The organism is Endobacterium panacihumi, from assembly GCF_050847465.1.
Lineage (GTDB): Bacteria > Pseudomonadota > Alphaproteobacteria > Rhizobiales > Rhizobiaceae > Neorhizobium > Neorhizobium panacihumi.
On record NZ_JBOZRA010000001.1, the window covers coordinates 1991562 to 2009452 of the forward strand.

At 61.8% G+C, this 17891-nt stretch carries 11 protein-coding genes and 1 tRNA gene; 3 read left to right on the forward strand and 9 right to left on the reverse strand.

The genetic code is table 11. From position 1 onward, the window contains the following. Positions 1 to 26: 26 nt before the first annotated feature. Positions 27 to 902, forward strand: coding sequence for a polyphosphate kinase 2 (ppk2, locus tag ACRQ1B_RS09930; protein ID WP_432293406.1), 876 nt, complete (start codon positions 27 to 29; stop codon positions 900 to 902). A 91-nt stretch (positions 903 to 993) separates the two neighbouring features. Beyond that, complete coding sequence (locus ACRQ1B_RS09935) at positions 994 to 1959, forward strand: siderophore-interacting protein (RefSeq protein WP_432293407.1); 966 nt, start codon at positions 994 to 996, stop codon at positions 1957 to 1959. A 15-nt stretch (positions 1960 to 1974) separates the two neighbouring features. On the opposite strand, the gene ACRQ1B_RS09940 is transcribed toward ACRQ1B_RS09935, so the two are convergent. The 8 genes from ACRQ1B_RS09940 to ACRQ1B_RS09975 all read right to left on the reverse strand — a co-directional run bounded on the left by ACRQ1B_RS09940 (position 1975) and on the right by ACRQ1B_RS09975 (position 10152). Further along, positions 1975 to 2760, reverse strand: coding sequence for an ABC transporter ATP-binding protein (locus ACRQ1B_RS09940; RefSeq protein WP_432293408.1), 786 nt, complete (start codon positions 2758 to 2760; stop codon positions 1975 to 1977). After that, entirely contained in the window at positions 2760 to 3761 is a 1002-nt protein-coding gene (locus ACRQ1B_RS09945) for a FecCD family ABC transporter permease (protein WP_432293409.1), read from the reverse strand. The genes ACRQ1B_RS09940 and ACRQ1B_RS09945 overlap by 1 nt, the downstream gene beginning before the upstream one ends. Continuing rightward, positions 3758 to 4735, reverse strand: coding sequence for a FecCD family ABC transporter permease (locus tag ACRQ1B_RS09950; protein ID WP_432293410.1), 978 nt, complete (start codon positions 4733 to 4735; stop codon positions 3758 to 3760). Before ACRQ1B_RS09950 ends, ACRQ1B_RS09945 begins: the two co-directional genes overlap by 4 nt. Positions 4736 to 4740: 5 nt before the next feature. After that, positions 4741 to 5817 (reverse strand): ABC transporter substrate-binding protein, encoded by a 1077-nt coding sequence (locus ACRQ1B_RS09955; protein WP_432293411.1) that lies wholly within the window; start codon positions 5815 to 5817, stop codon positions 4741 to 4743. A 160-nt stretch (positions 5818 to 5977) separates the two neighbouring features. Next, the gene (locus ACRQ1B_RS09960; RefSeq protein WP_432293412.1) at positions 5978 to 7444 is read right to left on the reverse strand and encodes a PQQ-dependent sugar dehydrogenase; all 1467 of its coding nucleotides are present in this window, start codon (positions 7442 to 7444) and stop codon (positions 5978 to 5980) included. A gap of 3 nt (positions 7445 to 7447) precedes the next feature. Continuing rightward, positions 7448 to 7882 (reverse strand): DUF2231 domain-containing protein, encoded by a 435-nt coding sequence (locus ACRQ1B_RS09965; protein ID WP_432293413.1) that lies wholly within the window; start codon positions 7880 to 7882, stop codon positions 7448 to 7450. 92 nt (positions 7883 to 7974) lie between these two features. Further along, positions 7975 to 9891 carry a potassium transporter Kup gene (locus ACRQ1B_RS09970; RefSeq protein ID WP_432293414.1) on the reverse strand — a complete coding sequence of 639 codons (1917 nt, stop codon included), beginning with the start codon at positions 9889 to 9891 and terminating at the stop codon, positions 7975 to 7977. Positions 9892 to 10076: 185 nt separating this feature from the next. Next, a tRNA-Thr gene (locus ACRQ1B_RS09975) sits at positions 10077 to 10152 on the reverse strand. A 297-nt stretch (positions 10153 to 10449) separates the two neighbouring features. Between ACRQ1B_RS09975 and ACRQ1B_RS09980 the strand changes: the two genes are divergently transcribed. After that, positions 10450 to 11784: a hypothetical protein gene (locus ACRQ1B_RS09980; RefSeq protein ID WP_432293415.1), complete on the forward strand. Its 1335-nt coding sequence runs from the start codon at positions 10450 to 10452 to the stop codon at positions 11782 to 11784. A 67-nt stretch (positions 11785 to 11851) separates the two neighbouring features. Here ACRQ1B_RS09980 and ACRQ1B_RS09985 read toward each other — a convergent pair whose 3' ends face one another. Beyond that, the gene (locus tag ACRQ1B_RS09985; protein WP_432293416.1) at positions 11852 to 17830 is read right to left on the reverse strand and encodes a putative Ig domain-containing protein; all 5979 of its coding nucleotides are present in this window, start codon (positions 17828 to 17830) and stop codon (positions 11852 to 11854) included. Positions 17831 to 17891: the final 61 nt, after the last annotated feature.

Below are 17891 nucleotides of genomic sequence, written 5' to 3' on the forward strand. Positions count from 1 at the left end.
GCCGAAGCCCCAGAAGGATGTCACACATGGATTTTGCCCAGGACCGCGCCGTCGAACTCGATATCAAGGGCAAGAAGCGCATCTTCAACATCGATGATCCGAACCTGCCGGACTGGGTGGAAGAAAAGGCGCTGTCCTCCGGCGGCTTTCCCTATGACGACAAGCTGAAGCGCGAGACATACGAAAAAGAGATGCATGCGCTGCAGGTCGAGATGGTGAAACTGCAATATTCGCTGCAATCCACCGGCAAGCGGATGATGGCGCTGTTCGAGGGGCGCGATGCGGCCGGCAAGGGTGGCACGATCTTCAACCTGCATTCCTATCTCAACCCGCGCTCCGCGCATGTGATCGCACTGGCCAAGCCGACCGATAAGGAAGCCGGCCAATGGTACTTTCAGCGCTATGTGACGCATTTCCCCAGTGCCGGCGAGATCACCCTGTTCGACCGCTCCTGGTATAACCGCGCCGTGGTCGAGCCGGTCATGGGCTTCTGCACGGTCGAGCAGTATCGCGACTTCATCAAGACGGTGCCGCATATCGAGCAGATGATCGTCGATGACGGCATCCATTTCTTCAAGTTCTGGCTGGATATCGGCCATGAAATGCAGCTGAAGCGCTTTCACGATCGCCGCCATGACCCGCTGAAGACATGGAAGCTTTCGCCGATGGACATTGCCGGCCTGCCGAAATGGGACGATTACACCGCCAAGCGCGACGCCATGCTGGACAAGACCCACAAGGACGACAGCCCGTGGACGGTGGTGCTGTCCAACGACAAGCGTCGGGCGCGCGTCAATGTGCTGCGGCATATCCTGAAATCGATTGATTATGTCGGGCGTGATCTCGATGCGATCGGCGAGATCGATGACAAAATTCTTGGTGGCCCCAAAATGCTGCGATGATCGGTTTGTGTTCGATGTAGTCGATCTCATTCTTGACATTTATACTCAGGAATGTGCATGAAGCCCGGAACGGACAGTCCGGGTTAGAGACATGGCAGCGACACATCAGACGGAAGGCCGTATCGCCGAAAATGGCGCGGCGGCACTGGAAGCGCTCAAGGAACGGGCAAAACTTTGGGATATCGAGCTGGAACAGGATGGTTCCAGCCTTTCCCTTTGCGTCTGGAATTCCAAGGCCAGTTTTCATCCCGCTGGTGATACCGTCACCGTCAAGCTGACCTCGCCGGAAGAACGCCTGTTGCGCACGCTGCAGGACAGCGTGACCGAATTGCTGGACGGCAAGAACCTGTCGGTCGCATGGGACAAGGTGGATGAAGGCGCGCTGGCGCCCGGCCTGTCGCTGATGACGGTGGCATCGGTTTCTCGCCGTTCGCCCGGTTATCTGCGTGTTCGCCTTGAAGGTGACGACGCCGAACGGTTTGCCACCGGCAGCCTGCATTTCCGTATCCTCATCGGCCCGCGTGGCCGCGCGCCGATCTGGCCGCGCACCGCCGCCAATGGCCGCACCTTGTGGCCAGAGGGCGAAGACGCGCTGCACAAGCCGGTCTACACGACGATGGCGACCGGGGACGGCTGGCTGGAATTCGACATTTTTCGCCATCAAGGCAGCCCGACATCCGACTGGGCGGACAGCAATCCGATCGGCGAGACCGTCGGCCTGATGGGCCCCGGCGGCGGCGGATGCCCGGCGGCAGCCGAACTTCTGCTGTTCGGTGACGAAACGGCCATGCCGGCGATTTCGCGCATGCTGGCCGCAGCCCCCGGCAAGGTGAAAGCCTATCTGCAGGTTTCCAGAGAAAATCTCTGCGAACTTGCCGGCGACGACCGTGTCGTGCCGGTGGACAATCTCGTGGAAGCGCTGGAATGCTGCGAGACGCCCGCCACATGCCACGTCTGGTTTGCCGGCCATTGCGACGCCGCCAAGGCCGCCCGCACCTGCCTTCTGGCCCGCGGTTTCGGCAAGCGCGATTTTACGGCGGTTTCCTATTGGAGCTGAAGGCCTTCGGCTCGCCTAGCGCGGAACGACCATCGGCGTGCCGGTGATAGGGTCAGGCACGACCATGGCCGAGAGGCCAAAACCGCTCATCAGGTTTTCTTCCGTCAGCACATCCTGCGGCGAACCGGCGGCGACCATGCCGTTCGGCCCGAGCAGGACCAGCGTATCGTAAAACCGGGCTGCAAGGTTGAGATCGTGCAGAACCGTAACGACGGTGACGCCTTGGCTGCGATTGCGCTCGCGGATCAGTGACAGAACCTCAATCTGGTGGGTGAGATCGAGCCATGTGGTCGGCTCATCCAGCAGAAGGCAGGGTGTGTCCTGCGCCAGAACAAGCGCAATCCAGGCGCGCTGGCGTTGGCCACCCGAAAGCTGGTCGATCGGTCGTTCCGACATGTCCGAAAGCCCAACCTCCTTCAGCGCGCGCTCGACGGCTGCCGCATCCGCTTCGCTCCAGGCTGAAAACAGGCCGCGCCACGGTGTGCGGCCACGGCGGACGAGATCGGCAACAGTGATGCCTTCCGGTGCCTTCGATGCCTGCGGCAGGATGGCGAGGCGGCGGGCAAGCGCGCGCGTATCCATGGAAAACACATTGTCGTCGCCAAGCGTAACCTTGCCCTTTTCCGGCGTGATCAGACGGGCAAGCGCACGCAGCAGCGTCGATTTTCCGCAGCCATTCGGACCGAGAATGGCAGTCATTCGGCCTGCTGGAAAATCGAGCGACAGATCATTGATGACGGTGCGTTCGCCATAACCGATCGTCAGGTTTTCCGCCTTCAGCGTGTTGTTTGCAGATGTCATCAAATGTCTCCGGCGTCCATTTCGCGCGACAGAAGCCACAGCAGATAAGGCGCTCCAAAAATGCCGGTCATGACGCCGGCGGGCAGTTGCAGGCCCGGCACGATGGACCGGGCGGCGAGATCAGCCAGCACGGTGATGATGGCTCCGGTCACGGCAGCCGACAGGATGCGACCACCGGGCTGTTTTGCGCCGGTGATGCGCATGCCGAGCGGCCCGGCCATCAGCGCGATGAAAGGGATGGGGCCGGCAACAGCGACGCCGGTGGCCGCCAGAAGCACACCGGTGCCGGCCAGTTGCAGACGCGCGCGGTTGCTTTTCAGGCCAAGACCGGTGGCAAGGTCGTCGCCCAATTCGAGAAGGCTGAGCGCCCTCACCTGAATGACAAGGATAACGGCCAGCACGGCGCCACATCCGAATACCTGCGCAGCGTGACCCCAATCGCGCGCGGCGAGCGAGCCGGTCAGCCAGCGTTGTGCCTCGGCCGCCTGTTCGGGCGGCAACCGCGTGACGACAAAACTGTTGGCGGCGGCGGTGAGAAAGCCGATGCCGAGGCCAACCAGGATAAGCGTGATCGGCACCTGGCTACCATCGCGCTTGATGGCCAGAATGGCGACCAGGCAGGCGGCAGCAAGCCCACCGGCGGCGGACAGAAGCGGCATGGGCAAGGACGTGCCGGCCAGCACACCACAGACAATGGCAAGCCCCGCACCGGAAGTGAACCCCATGACGTCCGGCGCCGCCAGCGGATTGCGCAGCAGGATCTGGAAGATGGCACCGGAGGCACCAAGCGCCGCCCCCGCACCGATGGCAGTGACAACGCCCGGGCCACGCAACACGCGCAGGGTGAGCGCGCCCGGCCCCTTGCCGGTGACAAGCCCGGTCCAGAGGTCCGCAGCAGAGAGCCTGATCTGGCCGATCATCAGCGACAATACGATGGCAATCAGGAGAGCCGCGGCAAGGATGAGGCCACCCCGAATGCCTGCCGTCATCTTCGCATTCATGCCGAAGCTCCCGCACGCAGACGGCGCGCCATCCAGATGAACATCGGCGCACCGATCAGCGCCGTCATGGTGCCGACACGGATTTCCGTCGGCGGGATGATCAGGCGGCCGATCGTATCGGCAAACAGCAAGATCGCCGCCCCCAGTATCGCTGAGGCGACGAGTTCACGGCGCAGGACATGGCCGCCGACACGGCGGGCAAGACGCGGCACGAGAAGACCGAGGAAAGCAATCGGTCCGGCGACGCCAACGGCCGCGCCGGTCAGCGCCGTGACGGCGACAAGCGCGCCGAACTGGATGCGGCCGGGCTTGGTGCCAAGGCCACGCGCGAGCGCCGAACCGAGCGACAGTGCCTCGATGCGCGGCGCGATGGCAATGGCGAGGCAGGTGCCTAACACGGCGGCGATCGCCATATAACCGAGTGGGCGCATGCCGGCTTGCGCCAGCGAACCGGTTACCCAGAAACGAAAGACTTCCAGCGCCTCGTTGCGGGCAAGGATGATCGCGGACACGAAGGAAAGCAGCATGGCACTCAGCGCGACCCCGGCCAGTGTGAGCCGCACGGGGCCTGCGTCACCCTTGATGCCCCCGCCAAGCGCGAAAACGGTGACGGCAGCGGCGGCCGCACCGGGAAAGGCAAGTGCCGCCATCAGCCCGTTATCGGCCCGACCGGCGATCAGCGAACCGATGACGACGGCGAAGGCGGCACCTGCATTGATGCCCAGAATGCCGGGATCGGCGAGCGGATTGCGGGTAATCGCCTGCATGATCGTGCCGGCCATGCCGAGTGCCGCACCGGCAATCAGGCCGGCAATCAGGCGCGGCATGCGGATCGACTGGATGGCGATATGGGCAGGATCAGTCGGATCGAACGCGGTGACCGCCTGCCAGAGCAGCGCAAATCCACCCTCCCGCACACCGACCGTCAGCGTCAGCACGGCGGCAAGGACAAGCGCCAGGACTGAAAACGCCATAGCCCTCACGGAGCCAGCCCCGCCTTGACGCTGGAGGCCACCTTGGTTGCCGGATCACCATCCAGCGCCAGCGCGATATCGCCTTCCAGTTCCTTGAGCGCGAAAGGCAAGGACAACACGCTGCCGAACGAGAGGGCGCCGGCAATCAGCGATCCAGCCATGACTTCGCGGCCTTCCCTATGTGCCTTGAGTGTCTTGCGCATGGGCAGCCTGACGATATCCGGTACGGTGTCGAAGGACGAAATCCAGATCAGGAGATCGGCATCAAGCGCCGAAAGGTCTTCCGGCGACAGCGGCGCATAAAAGCCTTGAGCGGTCTTGAGATCGACCAGCTTTTCGGTTGCCTTGAAACCGAGCTCGGCCATGAAGGTGGCACGCGTATCGGTGCCGATAAAGGCTCCGGTCTCACCATTGAAATTGTAGGCGCAGACACCCGTCTTGCCGACCCAATCCGGATGACGCTGACGCACGGCGGCAAACAGCGCCCTGTTGTTGGCGATCAGTTCATTGGCCTTGTCGACCTTGCCGAGCGCACGGCCGAACATTTCTGTCTGCACATCCCAGCGTGTGCCATAGGACGGATTGTGGGCCGGCTGCATCAGCACCGGCGCGACCTGCGAAAGCACGTCATATTCTGCCTTGGAGATGCCGGAACCGACACCGATGATCAGATCGGGCTGCAGTGACGCGACGATTTCGATGGAGACTTCGCCGGAAATGACGGTCGGCTTGGCATCGCCGAGATAGCTTTCCGCCCAGGGCCAGACAGCGTAGGGACGCGCGCCGAACCATTCCCGGATGCCGACCGGCGGCGTGCCGAGAGCAAGCAGCGAATCCTGCGTGGTAAACCCGAGCGATACAACGCGCGTGGCAGGTTTTTCCAGAACGACTTCGCCATATTCGTGCTTGAACAGCAGGCCTTCTTCGGCCGCACGCGCTCTTGATCCCGTCATCGACAGAAAACCGGTACCAAGCAGCGCCGGAGCGGCAAGACCGGTGGCAATACCGGTCAACACCTTGCGGCGTGTGGGATTTGAAAAGCCGCTGTTTTCATCCGCGGATCGGGTTCGGACATGCGTCATGTTCAGGTCCTGCATTATCTCTGCATTTTGCAGGCGCGAACACCCGCAGGGTTCGCAGATAACACCGAACATGCGTTGGGGGAATGCCTGCGCACGCCCCCAATAGCGCATTGGGCTGTTTATGTGGATAAAAATTATCCACTTCCGGTTTGCCGCCTGTTTATGGCTGTGTAGCCGGTGCGACTTCCGTCGGCGAAGGCGTTGTACCCGAAGTCGGCGGCGGGCTTGCCTGTGCCGGCGTCGCCGTCTGCTGGAACGGAGAAATCTGGTCGGTGCCGACCGGCTGCGGGGTCACCTTGCCGTCGGCAGCAGCCACCCGCCAAACCGTGTTGCCGGCATCGTCGGCCACCAGCAGCGCGCCCGTACCATCAATGCCCAGACCGACCGGGCGACCCCGCGCCTGCTCATTTTGAAGGAAGCCGGTCACGACATCCTGTGCCTTGCCAACCGGCATGCCGTTTTCGAAAGGCACGTAAGCGACCTTGTAACCGTTGAAGGCATTGCGGTTCCAGCTGCCGCGCTGGCCGACAAAGGCACCTGCCGCATAGGCATCCGGCATGGCCGCCCCTTGCGTGAAAGCGAGGCCGAGCGCCGCGACATGGCTGGAAAGCGCATAATCCGGCTTGATGGCGCGCTCGACCATATCCGGCCGCGGCGGATAGACGCGCGCATCGACATGATTGCCGTAATAGCTCCACGGCCAACCATAGAAGGCGTTTTCCTTCACGGAGGTCATGTAATCCGGCACGAGATTGGGGCCCAGTTCGTCGCGTTCGTTGACGACTGTCCACAGCGCGCCGGTTTCAGGGTTGAACGTCAGGCCGTTCGGATTGCGCAGGCCCGAGGCGAAAACGCGGGCAGCACCCGTCTGGCGATCGACCTGCCAGATGGCGGCACGGCCCTTTTCCGCCTCCAAGCCGTTTTCGGCGGCGTTGGAGTTGGAGCCGACCGATACATACAGCATGCGTCCATCCGGGCTGAGCGCCAGATCCTTGGTCCAGTGGTGGTTGAGCGGACCACCCGGCAACGGCGTCAGCACGCGTGGCTCACCGGAAATTTCCGTCTGGCCCAACTCATAAGGATAGGCGACGATCGCATCGGCGGCCGCGACATAAAGCGTGTTGTCGATCCAGGCGATACCGAAGGGCGAATGCAGATCCTTCAGGAGGTCATGACGCTCGTCGACCGTGCCGTCACGATTGGTGTCGCGCAGCAGAGTGATCAGGTTGCTGGGCGGTGGAGAACCACCACCGCCGCTGGCCATCGACATGATGAAACCGCGAATATAATCCTTGGGCCGCGACATCGGCTTGCCTTCCGGTGCCCGCGACTGCACGACCAGTACATCGCCGTTCGGCAGGGTATGCACCGTGCGCGGATTGACGAGATCCTTGGCATAGGCCGTAACCTTCAGCCCGTCGGCCACAGCCGGCGTTTCATTGTCCTTCCAGCCGACAACTTCGGCGACCTTCAGATCCGGCAGCAGCAGCGAGATCGGTTCAGGCAGAACCGGATCCGGGCCGACCTGCTGCGAGACATCGAAATTGTCGTTGCTATCGCTGCAGGCGGAAAGGGCAAAACCGAGCGAGGCCGACAGGGCGACAGTATAAGCGAGACGCTTGTTCATGGGTCAGATCCTCCAGGCCAGCCGGGCATATTTGCGGGACGACAGCGCTGAGGTGAAAAGCATCAGCACGAAGGTAACGGCCGAGGTGGCGAGCCCAAAGGGCACGATGGCCGTCCAGCCATCTCCCGCGTGCAGCAGGCTATTGAAGATCGCCAGCGCCAGGATGACAAGATAAAGCAGAATAACCAGAAAACCGGGGCGCAACGGCCGTGTACGCGGCCGCACCAGATCGAGCAGGCCGGCCAGAAGACCAATGGCGCCGAAAACCAGACCGGCGAACAACAGCCATGCGGAAAAATTCACCCACATCAGATTGGCCGTCTGCCAATAGGCAAGATCGGTAAACAGCGCCAGCGTGAAGCAGACGAAGGGAAAGGGGATAAACACCGCCTGATAAGGATAGGCGGCGGAATCACGGGCGATCGGAGCAGTGCTCATCAAGGGCTCCCGGGTGGACGAGCTTCAGATGAGCAGGCAACACTTGGGAATACCGATTTGTTCCAACGGTATCGAGGTAATGGAAGGTGGCGTCAGATCGCCACCTGTTCCCCTAGTTCCACGACACGGTTTGGCGGCAGCTTGAAATAGGCCGACGGATCGATGCTGAAATCGGCAAGACCGATGTAGAGATGTTCCTGCCAGCCCGCGAGGCCGGTATTCGGCGTGCTGATGAGGTTGCGTCGACCCAGATAGAAAGAGGTCTGCATGATCTCGAACTTGAAGCCCTTTTTCTTGCACAGCGTCAGGGCCTTCGTCACGTTGGGCTCATCCATGAAGCCGAAGGTGATATCGAGGCGGACGAAACGCTTCGACAGGCGCGTCATCTCCACCCGCTCGCTATCGGGCACATAGGGCTTGTCCTGTGTCCAGACCGTGAGGATGACGTTCTGGTCGTGCAGGACGTGATTGTGCTTGATATTGTGCAGAAGCACGCCCGGTGTGCGATCCGGCACACTCGTGAGGAAGACGGCCGTACCCGGAACGGTGACCGGCGCATGATCGGATTCCCGATCGATCGAGCTTTCCACCGACTTGATGAAGGTTTCGAGCGGGATGTCGTTTCGTGCCGTCTTCTCTTTCAGATATTTCGAACCCTTGGTCCAGGTCCACATGATCATCATGATGGCCAGTGCAAGCACCACCGGCACCCAGCCGCCATCATGGATTTTCAGGAGATTGGCAGCGAGGAACACGGCTTCGATTATAAATAGCGGCAACAGCAGCAGCGCCGCCGTGATCGCTTTGTAACCACGCACCGAGCGCAGGAACTGAAAGGACATCAGTGTCGTCACCACCATGGCGCCGGTGACCGAGATGCCATAGGCGGTGGCGAGCGATTCGGAATCGCCGAACGAGAAGATCAGGATGATGACGCCGATGAAAAGGATGGCGTTGACGGCCGGCACATAGATCTGCCCGGTATTGGTTTCCGACGTGAACTTGATGGCGAGACGCGGCAGGAAGCCAAGATGGACAGCCTGACGAGCCAGCGAAAACGCCCCGGTGATGACCGCCTGGCTGGCAATGATCGTTGCCATCGTGGCGAGGATGACGACTGGCAGCAGCGCCCATTCGGGGTAAAGCAGGTAGAACGGGTTGGCGATGGTTTCCGGGTTGGTGAGCACCAGTGCACCCTGACCAAGATAGTTCAGCGCCAGAGCCGGAAAGACCAGAATGAACCATGCGGTCTGGATCGGCTTGCGGCCGAAGTGACCGAGGTCGGCATAAAGCGCTTCGGCACCGGTGACTGTCAGGAAAACAGCGCCGAGAATGATGAAACCGACCGTACCGGCATGGGTAATGAACCACAAAGCGTTGATCGGATTGAGCGCCTCAAGAATTGTCCAGTCATCGCTGATATGGATGATGCCGCCCCAGGCCATGACGAGAAACCAGAGAACGGTAATGGGTCCGAAGAAATTTGAGACGGCGGCCGTGCCCTTGGACTGAACGGCAAATACGCCGACCATGATGGCTGCAGCCATGGGCAGGACGTAATCGGAGAAGGCTGGCGTCACCAATTTCAGGCCTTCCAGCGCCGACATTACCGAAAGGGCGGGGGTAATCATAGCGTCGCCGATAAACAGCGCCGAGCCGATGAGGCCAGCAAAAAACAGGACCGGCGTATAGCTGCCGGTCTTTTTCATCAAAAGCGCCAGAAGCGACAGCGTGCCACCTTCGCCGTCGTTATCAGCGCGCAGCAGAAACAGCACATATTTGAACGTGACGAGGATGGTAAGTGTCCACACCATCAGCGAGATCATGCCGATGACTTCCGCATGATGCACGGCGCCGTTCTTGGCGAAAGGTCGCAACGCTTCGCGAAACGCATAAAGCGGGCTCGTTCCGATGTCCCCGTAGACCACGCCGATAGACCCGAGCAGGAGGACGAGGAACTTGCGGGTTTCCGACGTCGCCTCCGGGGCGGCAGTATGTGAGGCAGTCATAAGGTCTCCAGGCGCTCGGCCTTCGTTGCGAGATGAAGGCGAATATGGGGCATCACTAACACGATGGCAAACCACCGCGTCTTCAACTTTGCTCCTATCGCCAGACATTTCACGCCCACGCGATGACATTTATCATGAACATCAAAAAGCATGGGAAAAGCTGGTTGTCATTGGAAATGAAAAAATGGTGCCGCTTACGTGACTCGAACACGTGACCCCGTCATTACGAATGACGTGCTCTACCAACTGAGCTAAAGCGGCCCCCGCCTGCCGGGCGCACCCGGTTGCGATGTGAAGGGGCTGATACAGGCAAAGAGAGAGGATTTCAAGACGCGATTTTCATGAGGGCACTCATTTCCGACAGCGTGATATCCACAGCCGCGCGACTTCCATCTTTTGCGTTCAAGATTGCCACGTAAATGCCGCGAGCGGATGCATTCTGCCGACAGTGGCCAAGACCTTATTCACCGCATAGCGGACCGCACCGCTTGCAGTTCATTGTCTAAAAGTCTACCGAAAGAGCAATATGAGCGGACGTATCGATATCAGGGCCCGGCAGTGAGCGGTTTGGAAAAAGCCATCAGGAACGCGCTCGCGCAATCCGAACGAAACAATGCGGATATCCGGGCGCGCATTTATCAGTCCGCCCGGCAGGCGCTGGAAGCGGGTCTGCGCAAACAGGATGTATCCGATCCGGACGTGGTGGATGCCCAGCGGCAGCGCCTGGAAGCCAAGATTCGTGAAATCGAATTCGAGGAAAGGCAGCGCCTTGCAATCGAGCGGACCCGCGCACCTGCCAGCCAACCTACGCCTCAGCCCGCCCGCCCTCCGGCAAACCAGCCGGCCAATCCAGCCCAAAACGCGGCCGCGCCGGTTGCGCGCCGCGCAGCCGATGAAGACCAGCAGCCGGCAAATGGCGATCTTGCGGACATGCGGTCGCCGCCACTAGCCAGTCACGCGACCGCTTCCCAACCGCCTATCGACGAATTGTCCGCCTTTGTGGGCGGAAACAGACGTGACGATGGGGCTGCCGCATCCGCCGATGCCGGAAGCCTTGGCGATCTCGGTGTGTCGCGCCGTGGCGGCAGCGACCAGCCGGCAGAATTGCGCCCGCGCCGGGAGATCGGGGCCGAAAGGCCGATCAAGCGCCGCTGGTGGCAACGAAAGAAAAAGGCCACTCCAATTCGGCCATCCGCACAGCCTGTGGCACCACAGGCGGCGCGCTTGGATGTGGCAGCAGGAAAGGAAGGCCGCCCGCGCAAGCGTCGGCGCTGGATTTCCGGCCTTGTACTGCCGCTCGTCGTTCTCGGCGGCGCAGGCTGGGGCTTGTGGTGGGCCGGCAATAACGGCCTGATCGTGATGCCGGATCTTTCCAGCACGCCGATCACCGGCGGCAACGGCAACAGTCAGGCGCCGGCCGGCTTCGAGCCCGGCCGAGGATTTTCCGAGGAATGGGCGGAGGTTTTCATTCCGAAGGGGACTGACGGCATCGTTCCTGCCAGCAATGCATCGGTGGAAGCCATCAATGCCGCGGGAGGTCAGGCCGTGCGCGTGACCTCGCAATCACCCGGTCCGGACGGCGAAGTTGCCATCGACGTGCCGCCGGAAATCCTACGAGAAATGGCCGGCAAGTCTTCGACAGTGGCCGTAACCCTGCAGACGGCGGCTGACCGCTCTGTCGAAGTGGCGGTCCGCTGCGATTTCGGCAGCCTCGGCGGCTGTTCGCGTCATCGCTTCATGGCGACGCAGGAAAAAACCGACGCCCTGTTCCGGGTGAATTTCGATCGATCGCTGGCACCCAATAAACCGGGGCGTATCTATCTCAACAGTGATGTTCTGGGTGGAAAACTGCCGATCTACGTTTTCTCCATGCGTATCCTGCCCGGTCAATAAGTGCCGACTGCTTGAAGGCGGGCGCAAGCCCGCCTTTGCGCTCCAATGCCTCTCGCGGCAGACCGCTCTAAAACCGCGTCGACATCCTTGCCCGCGCGCCGACGCTGACATCCCCCTCACCTTCGATATCGAACAGAAGTGCCAAATCGAACATCCAGGCGGTCTCTGTTTGCAGAGAAGCACCCGCAGTGACCGTAGCGAACGTTCCATCACCATCAAGACCGGCAACGCCCACCGTTGCACCCAGCCGCGGCGTCAGCACCATGCCGTTGCTCAGCACGACACGTCGCTCGATTTCGGCGCCGATACTGGCACGCAGCTGCTCCATGGAAAAACCTTCGAGCAGAAGCTTGTCACCTGCATCATTGCTGACGGCATAATCCTTGACCGTTTCGGTGAGATAAACTGCCCGCAACTTCGGGGTGATCACGGTCGCTTCGTCGAGATACCACTCGCCCTTGAGGGAGCCATCCCACATCCAGCGTGTCGTATCGAACTTGCCGTCGAAGAACGGGGTGTCGATATCGTTCCAGGAACCGCCGTATAGCAGGCTGGTATCGAAGAACACTCCCTTGGCGATCTCCAGCGACACATAGGGGCCGGCGAACCAGCCATTGCCGGTCAGCTCCGCATCTTCGTCGGCGGGGTCGGTCATCCGATCGAAATGTGCCGAAATGCCGATCAGTGTGCGGTCGCTGAGAAGATAATCCATGCCGACCGAAAGCAGCGCGAAACTGCCCCAACGATCATCCTCCTCGTCATTATCGCCGCGACCGTGAACGCGGATTGCACCGTCTATCCACAGATTGAAAGGACGCGGCCCGGCTGCGTCCAGCCCGTCGGCCCGATCCCGTGCGGCCTCGATTTGCGCCAGACTGGTCGAGAAGGAGGCGCGCATGCCGTCCTCCTGCGGTGACATGCGGATGGTGACCGGATCGCGGGCGTTTTCCATGCGCCGCCGTTCCAGGAGCCCCGGCACCCTAATCGTCGACGACAGGAGATTTTGCCGGGTGCGCACGAAATCATGAACGAGTTCGTCGATATCGTCCGCCACGGCAACGGCATTAAAATTGAGATTATAGGCAACCGTGCCGATATTGGATGTGCCGAAGGCGCTGATCAGGCGGTACCCCACAACGGCGCGGCCCGAAAAGCCGGGATTGGGGGTAAAACGCAGATAGAAGCCGCTGGGCGCCACCGGACCGGCTTGCGCCAGTTCGCCGCGAATGAGCTCTGCCGTGCCTGCCGAAGGCGGCGACACCTCTCCGATTGCGGCATCAACGAACGGCCCGCCAGTGGCACCGGCGTTCAGATAGACATTTGGCGGTGTGCCACCCGGCGCGACCGTGACTTCCTTGTTGGCAACGGTTACTGCACGCGGAACGACCTGCAGGGCAAAACTTACGGAACCGGTAACACCTGCGGCATCGCGTACGCCGATGGTGAAGTTGTAAGTGCCTGGTGGCACATCGGCTGCCAGCGGCCCATTGAGATCGCCATTGGAAATATTGAGCACGAGACCTGCGGGCAGATTGCCGCTGACGACACTATAGATCAGTGGCGCGGTACCACCGCTTGCGGAAATATCCTGAAAATAGGCCTCTCCCACCATGGCCTGCGGCAGCGCACCGCCGGGCGGCGAGAAGCCGAAATCGCCGGTGCCGGCATGCACGGTGAGTTCATAAACGGCAGTCGCCACGGCCCCTGCCGTATCGGTTGCCGTGACGGTGATCGAATAGCTGCCTGCCGTCGTCGGCGTTCCGCTGATGGCCCCGCCGCCTGCCATGACGAGGCCGGCGGGCAAACCGCTTGCGGCAAAGCTTGCCGGTCCGCTGCCGCCACTGACGCTGATGCCGGTGTAAGAGTAGGCAAGACCGGTTGTGGCAGGCGGAAGCCCGCTGCCGGTCGGCGGAGACAGGACCAGTGCCGCGGCAAGGATACGCAACGAATAGGTGGCGGTGCCGGTGGCGCCGCCTGCATCGGTGGCGGTGATGGAGACATTATAGATTCCGGCCGCACCGGGCGTACCGGCGATGGTATTGCTGCCGGGTGCGATGACGAGGCCTGTCGGCAGGCTGCCGCCGGTGACGGCAAAATCATAGGGTGCGGTTCCGCCCGACGCTGACAGCGCCTGGTTATAGGCATTTCCGACCGTCCCGTCCGGCAACGGCCCGGCTGCCGGTGCAAGAACAAGGGTCGGATTGATCACCGTAATCGAGACCGTGGCCGGCGCAGAGGTGCCGGAAGCATTGGTCGCCGTGTAATCGAAACTATCCGAACCGACATAACCGGGTGTCGGCGTGTAGGTGATCGTGGCGCCGGAGATGCCGATGCTTCCGTTCGATGGCCCTGCGGTGACGGCGACGGAGCTTGCCGGACCGCCGGTTATGTTCAGCGTGATGGGATTGCCGGCGGAACCACGCACCACCGTTGCCGCGACCGGATTGGCGACCGGCGGCTGGACGGCGACATCGAGCGTATAGGCGCTGCTGCCGATCGCTCCATAAACATCTGTTGCGGTGACCGAAAAACTGCTCGGTCCGGCTGCGGTTGGTGTGCCGGTCAGAGCCCCGGTTGAGGGATCGAGCGTCATGCCCGCGGGCGCGGCGCCGGAGCTTATCGCATAGGAATAGGGCGCAGTACCATTCGAAGCGACGAATGTCTGGCTGTAGGCCGTTGCGACCGTCGCGCCCGGAAGCGCACCGGCCGCGGGCGAAAACGCAAGCGCCGGCGCTGTGACGGTGATCGTCACGGTCGCTGGAGCAGACGTGGCGGTCGGATTAGTGGCGGTATAGGTAAAGCTGTCTGTTCCCGAATAGCCTGCTGCCGGCGTATAGGAAATGCCGGTGCCGGACACCGTGGCAGTGCCGTGCGCGGGGACGGTGGCGACAGCGACGGAAGCCGCGGCGCCACCGGACAAGGCGAGCGGAACGGATGTCGCACCGCTATTGGCCGCGACGGTCAGGGAGACATTTGAGGCCACCGGCGGCGGCAGGGCCACTTCGAGTGTATAACTGACGGCGCCGAAAGCCGAAACGGTATCCGTGGCAGTGATGGTAAAGGACGACGTGCCCACGCTGGTCGGCGTTCCCTCTATGACACCGGCCGATGTCAGGGTGAGGCCGGCCGGCAAGGCTCCGGTGGTGACGGCATAACTGTAGCTGCCACTGCCGCCCGCGGCCGTGATCTGCTGCGAATAGGCCGAGCCGACGGCGGCAACGGGCAAAGCCCCCGCGGGCGGAGAAAACGTGAATGTCGGTATCGCGACGGTAATGGTGGCTGTCGCCGGAAGCGACGTGCCTGCACTGTTTGTCGCTGTATAGCGAAAACTGTCCGGCCCGGAATAACCGGGATTGGGTGTGTAGGTGATGGTTGTGCCGGAGGCCGTGGCCGCACCATTGGTCGCCTGCGTATCGATGGCCACGGAAGCAGCCACCCCACCGGATATGCTGAGCGTGATGAGATTGTTGCTCGAGCCGATTGCCACCGTTGCGGAGACAGCATTGGCGACCGGCGGCTGCTCGGCGATGGCGAGCGTATAGGCGGCGGTGCCTGTCGCGCCGTAAGCGTCCGTTGCCGTCACCGTGAAACTGGCCGGCCCCGGCACCGTCGTTGTGCCCGAAAGCGCACCGGTCGCCGAATCGAGCGTGATGCCGGCGGGCGCCGCGCCGGTCGTGATGGCGAATGTGTAGGGCGCCGTTCCCGCAGAGGCGGTAATTGTCTGGCTGTATGGTGTAGCCGCCTGGCCGGCCGGCAGTGCTCCGGACGCGGGCGACAGGACAAGTGTTGGCGCCGTGACCGTGATCGTGATCTGCGCCGCCGCCGACGGACCACCGGCATTCGTGGCGGTGAAGGTAAAGCTGTCGGTCCCCGAATATCCCGGATTGGGCGTGTAGAGGAAAGTGGTACCGCTTGCAGCGATCGTGCCGTTGGCGGTGGGCGTGACGACGGCAACGCTGTCGGCCGTGCCACCGGAGATGGTTGGAACGATGGCAGCGTTCGAACTGTTGGCCGCCACCACCGCGCTGCTATTGGTCGCGATCGGAGCCGTGACATAGGTGAACTGCGGACCGGCGGCACTTACCCCACCCGCCGTCGTGACGATCACATTGACCGGACCGGCACTGCCCGAAGGGGACGTTGCCGTCAGGCTGGACGCGCTGCCGAAGATGACGGACGTGGCGCTTACGCCGCCGAATTGCACCGTTGCACCGGGTGTAAAGCCTGTGCCGGTGATCGTCACCGCCGTGCCGCCCCCCAGTGGACCGGAGGACCGTGAGAGGCTGCTGACGGTTGGAACAGCGAGATAGGTGTAGGCGCTGCCGGGCGTGACGACACTTGTGCCTCCGGGCGTTGTGACCGCAACGGTGACCACCCCCGCCGCACCAGCCGGAGCGCTGACCGACAATTCTGTATCTGTGCCTGAAACACCGGTAATGACAGTGCCGCCGAAATTGACGGAGGTTGCGCCGGTAAACCCGGTGCCGCTGATGACCACCGTGTTGCCGCCGGCAAGCGGACCTTCCGCCGGCAAAAGGCCGGAAATCACCGGCGCCGGCAGATAGGTGAACGTGCCGGCCGTGACGGTGCCGCCAGCGGTGGACACGGAAATAGTTGAGGTCCCGGTTCCCGCAGGTGACGTGACGATGATCTGCGAGCCGTTGTTGGAAGTGACCGTGCCGGCCGTGCTGCCGAACCGAACCGTCGCGTTGGCGAGATTTGTACCGGTGATGGTGACGGGCGTCCCGCCACCTTCCGGCCCCTCGCCCGGCGAGATGCTGGTGACTGTCGGCGGGTCGACATAACGAAAGGTTGGACCGCCGACACTGCTGCCACCAAACGCCGTAACGGCAACGGCGACCGTGCCTGATCCGGCCGGTGCGACTGCAACAATCTCGTTGTCATTGTTGCGTACGTAAGATGTAGCCGCAGCGCCGCCGAAGGAGACGCCGGAGACGTCGATAAAATTGCTGCCTGAAATCGTAACGGACGTGCCGCCAGCGACTGGGCCCTCTACCGGATCGAGCTGGGTAATCGTCGGAGCCGCGACATAGGTGAACGCCGATTGTGCTGTTGCGGCACTCGTGCCGCCGGGTGTTGTCACAGTGATATTGACGGTACCGGCTCCCGATGGAGCGGTGGCCGTGATCTGACCGTCGTTGATGAATGTATAGCCGGTTGCCGGTGCGGTGCCGAACGAAACCGAAGTTAAATCAGTGAATTCACTGCCGGTGATAGTCACCGATGTGCCACTGGACGATGGCCCACGGTCGGGTGAAACGGTTGTGACAACCGGCGTCGCGTAATACCTATAGGTATTCGCGGGCGTTGCCGCACTGGTGCCACCAAGACTCGTAACGGTGATGTTAACTGCGCCCTTCGATGCGCTCGGCGGGGTTACTGTGATCTGGTCATCGCTGTCGACGGTAAAAACCGTGGCTGCGACGCCGCCGAACGAGACGGCAGACACACCGGTCAGATTTTGCCCTGTCAGGGTGATGGGCGCGCCGCCAGACAAGGGGCCGTCATCGCGTGAAATGGAGGTGATCGTCGGCGGATCGCCGTAGCAGGTTGCCTGCACGGTCACACTGCCAAGCGATCCCAGCGTCTTACTTCCGAAAGCCTCGAGCGTGTAATCGAGCGTCGGACCGAGATTGAGCGTACCGGAGACGTTCATTTCGGCGCCGCCGCCTGGACCGTATTCATCGTAAACGTCAGCATTATCGGCGACAACGGCAATGCCTGCGTCCCGACCATCCTCATCGCCAGCCAACTCTGCGGGGGAACTGTTAGCAGTATAGGCGGAATAAAAAATCTTCTCCCCAGTCGCATATACCCCGAATGGCCCTGGCAACCGCTCGGCTCCGGGGCCGAGAGTCTGGCTGGCGCCCCAATAATTCGTGAATGCCTGGCATGCGCTCGACAACGCCAACGCCTGTTGCGCCGTCGCGATCATCCCGAACACCAGCGTGAATATGGCTACGGCCAAATACCAGAAACGATGCACCGAAACAGAACGGTATACATCAAGGCCGCCTTGCCCCATTCGCAATCTCCCTCATAGCGAGGGAAAACACCCCTCTGCAATTTAAGGTATTACAACCTTA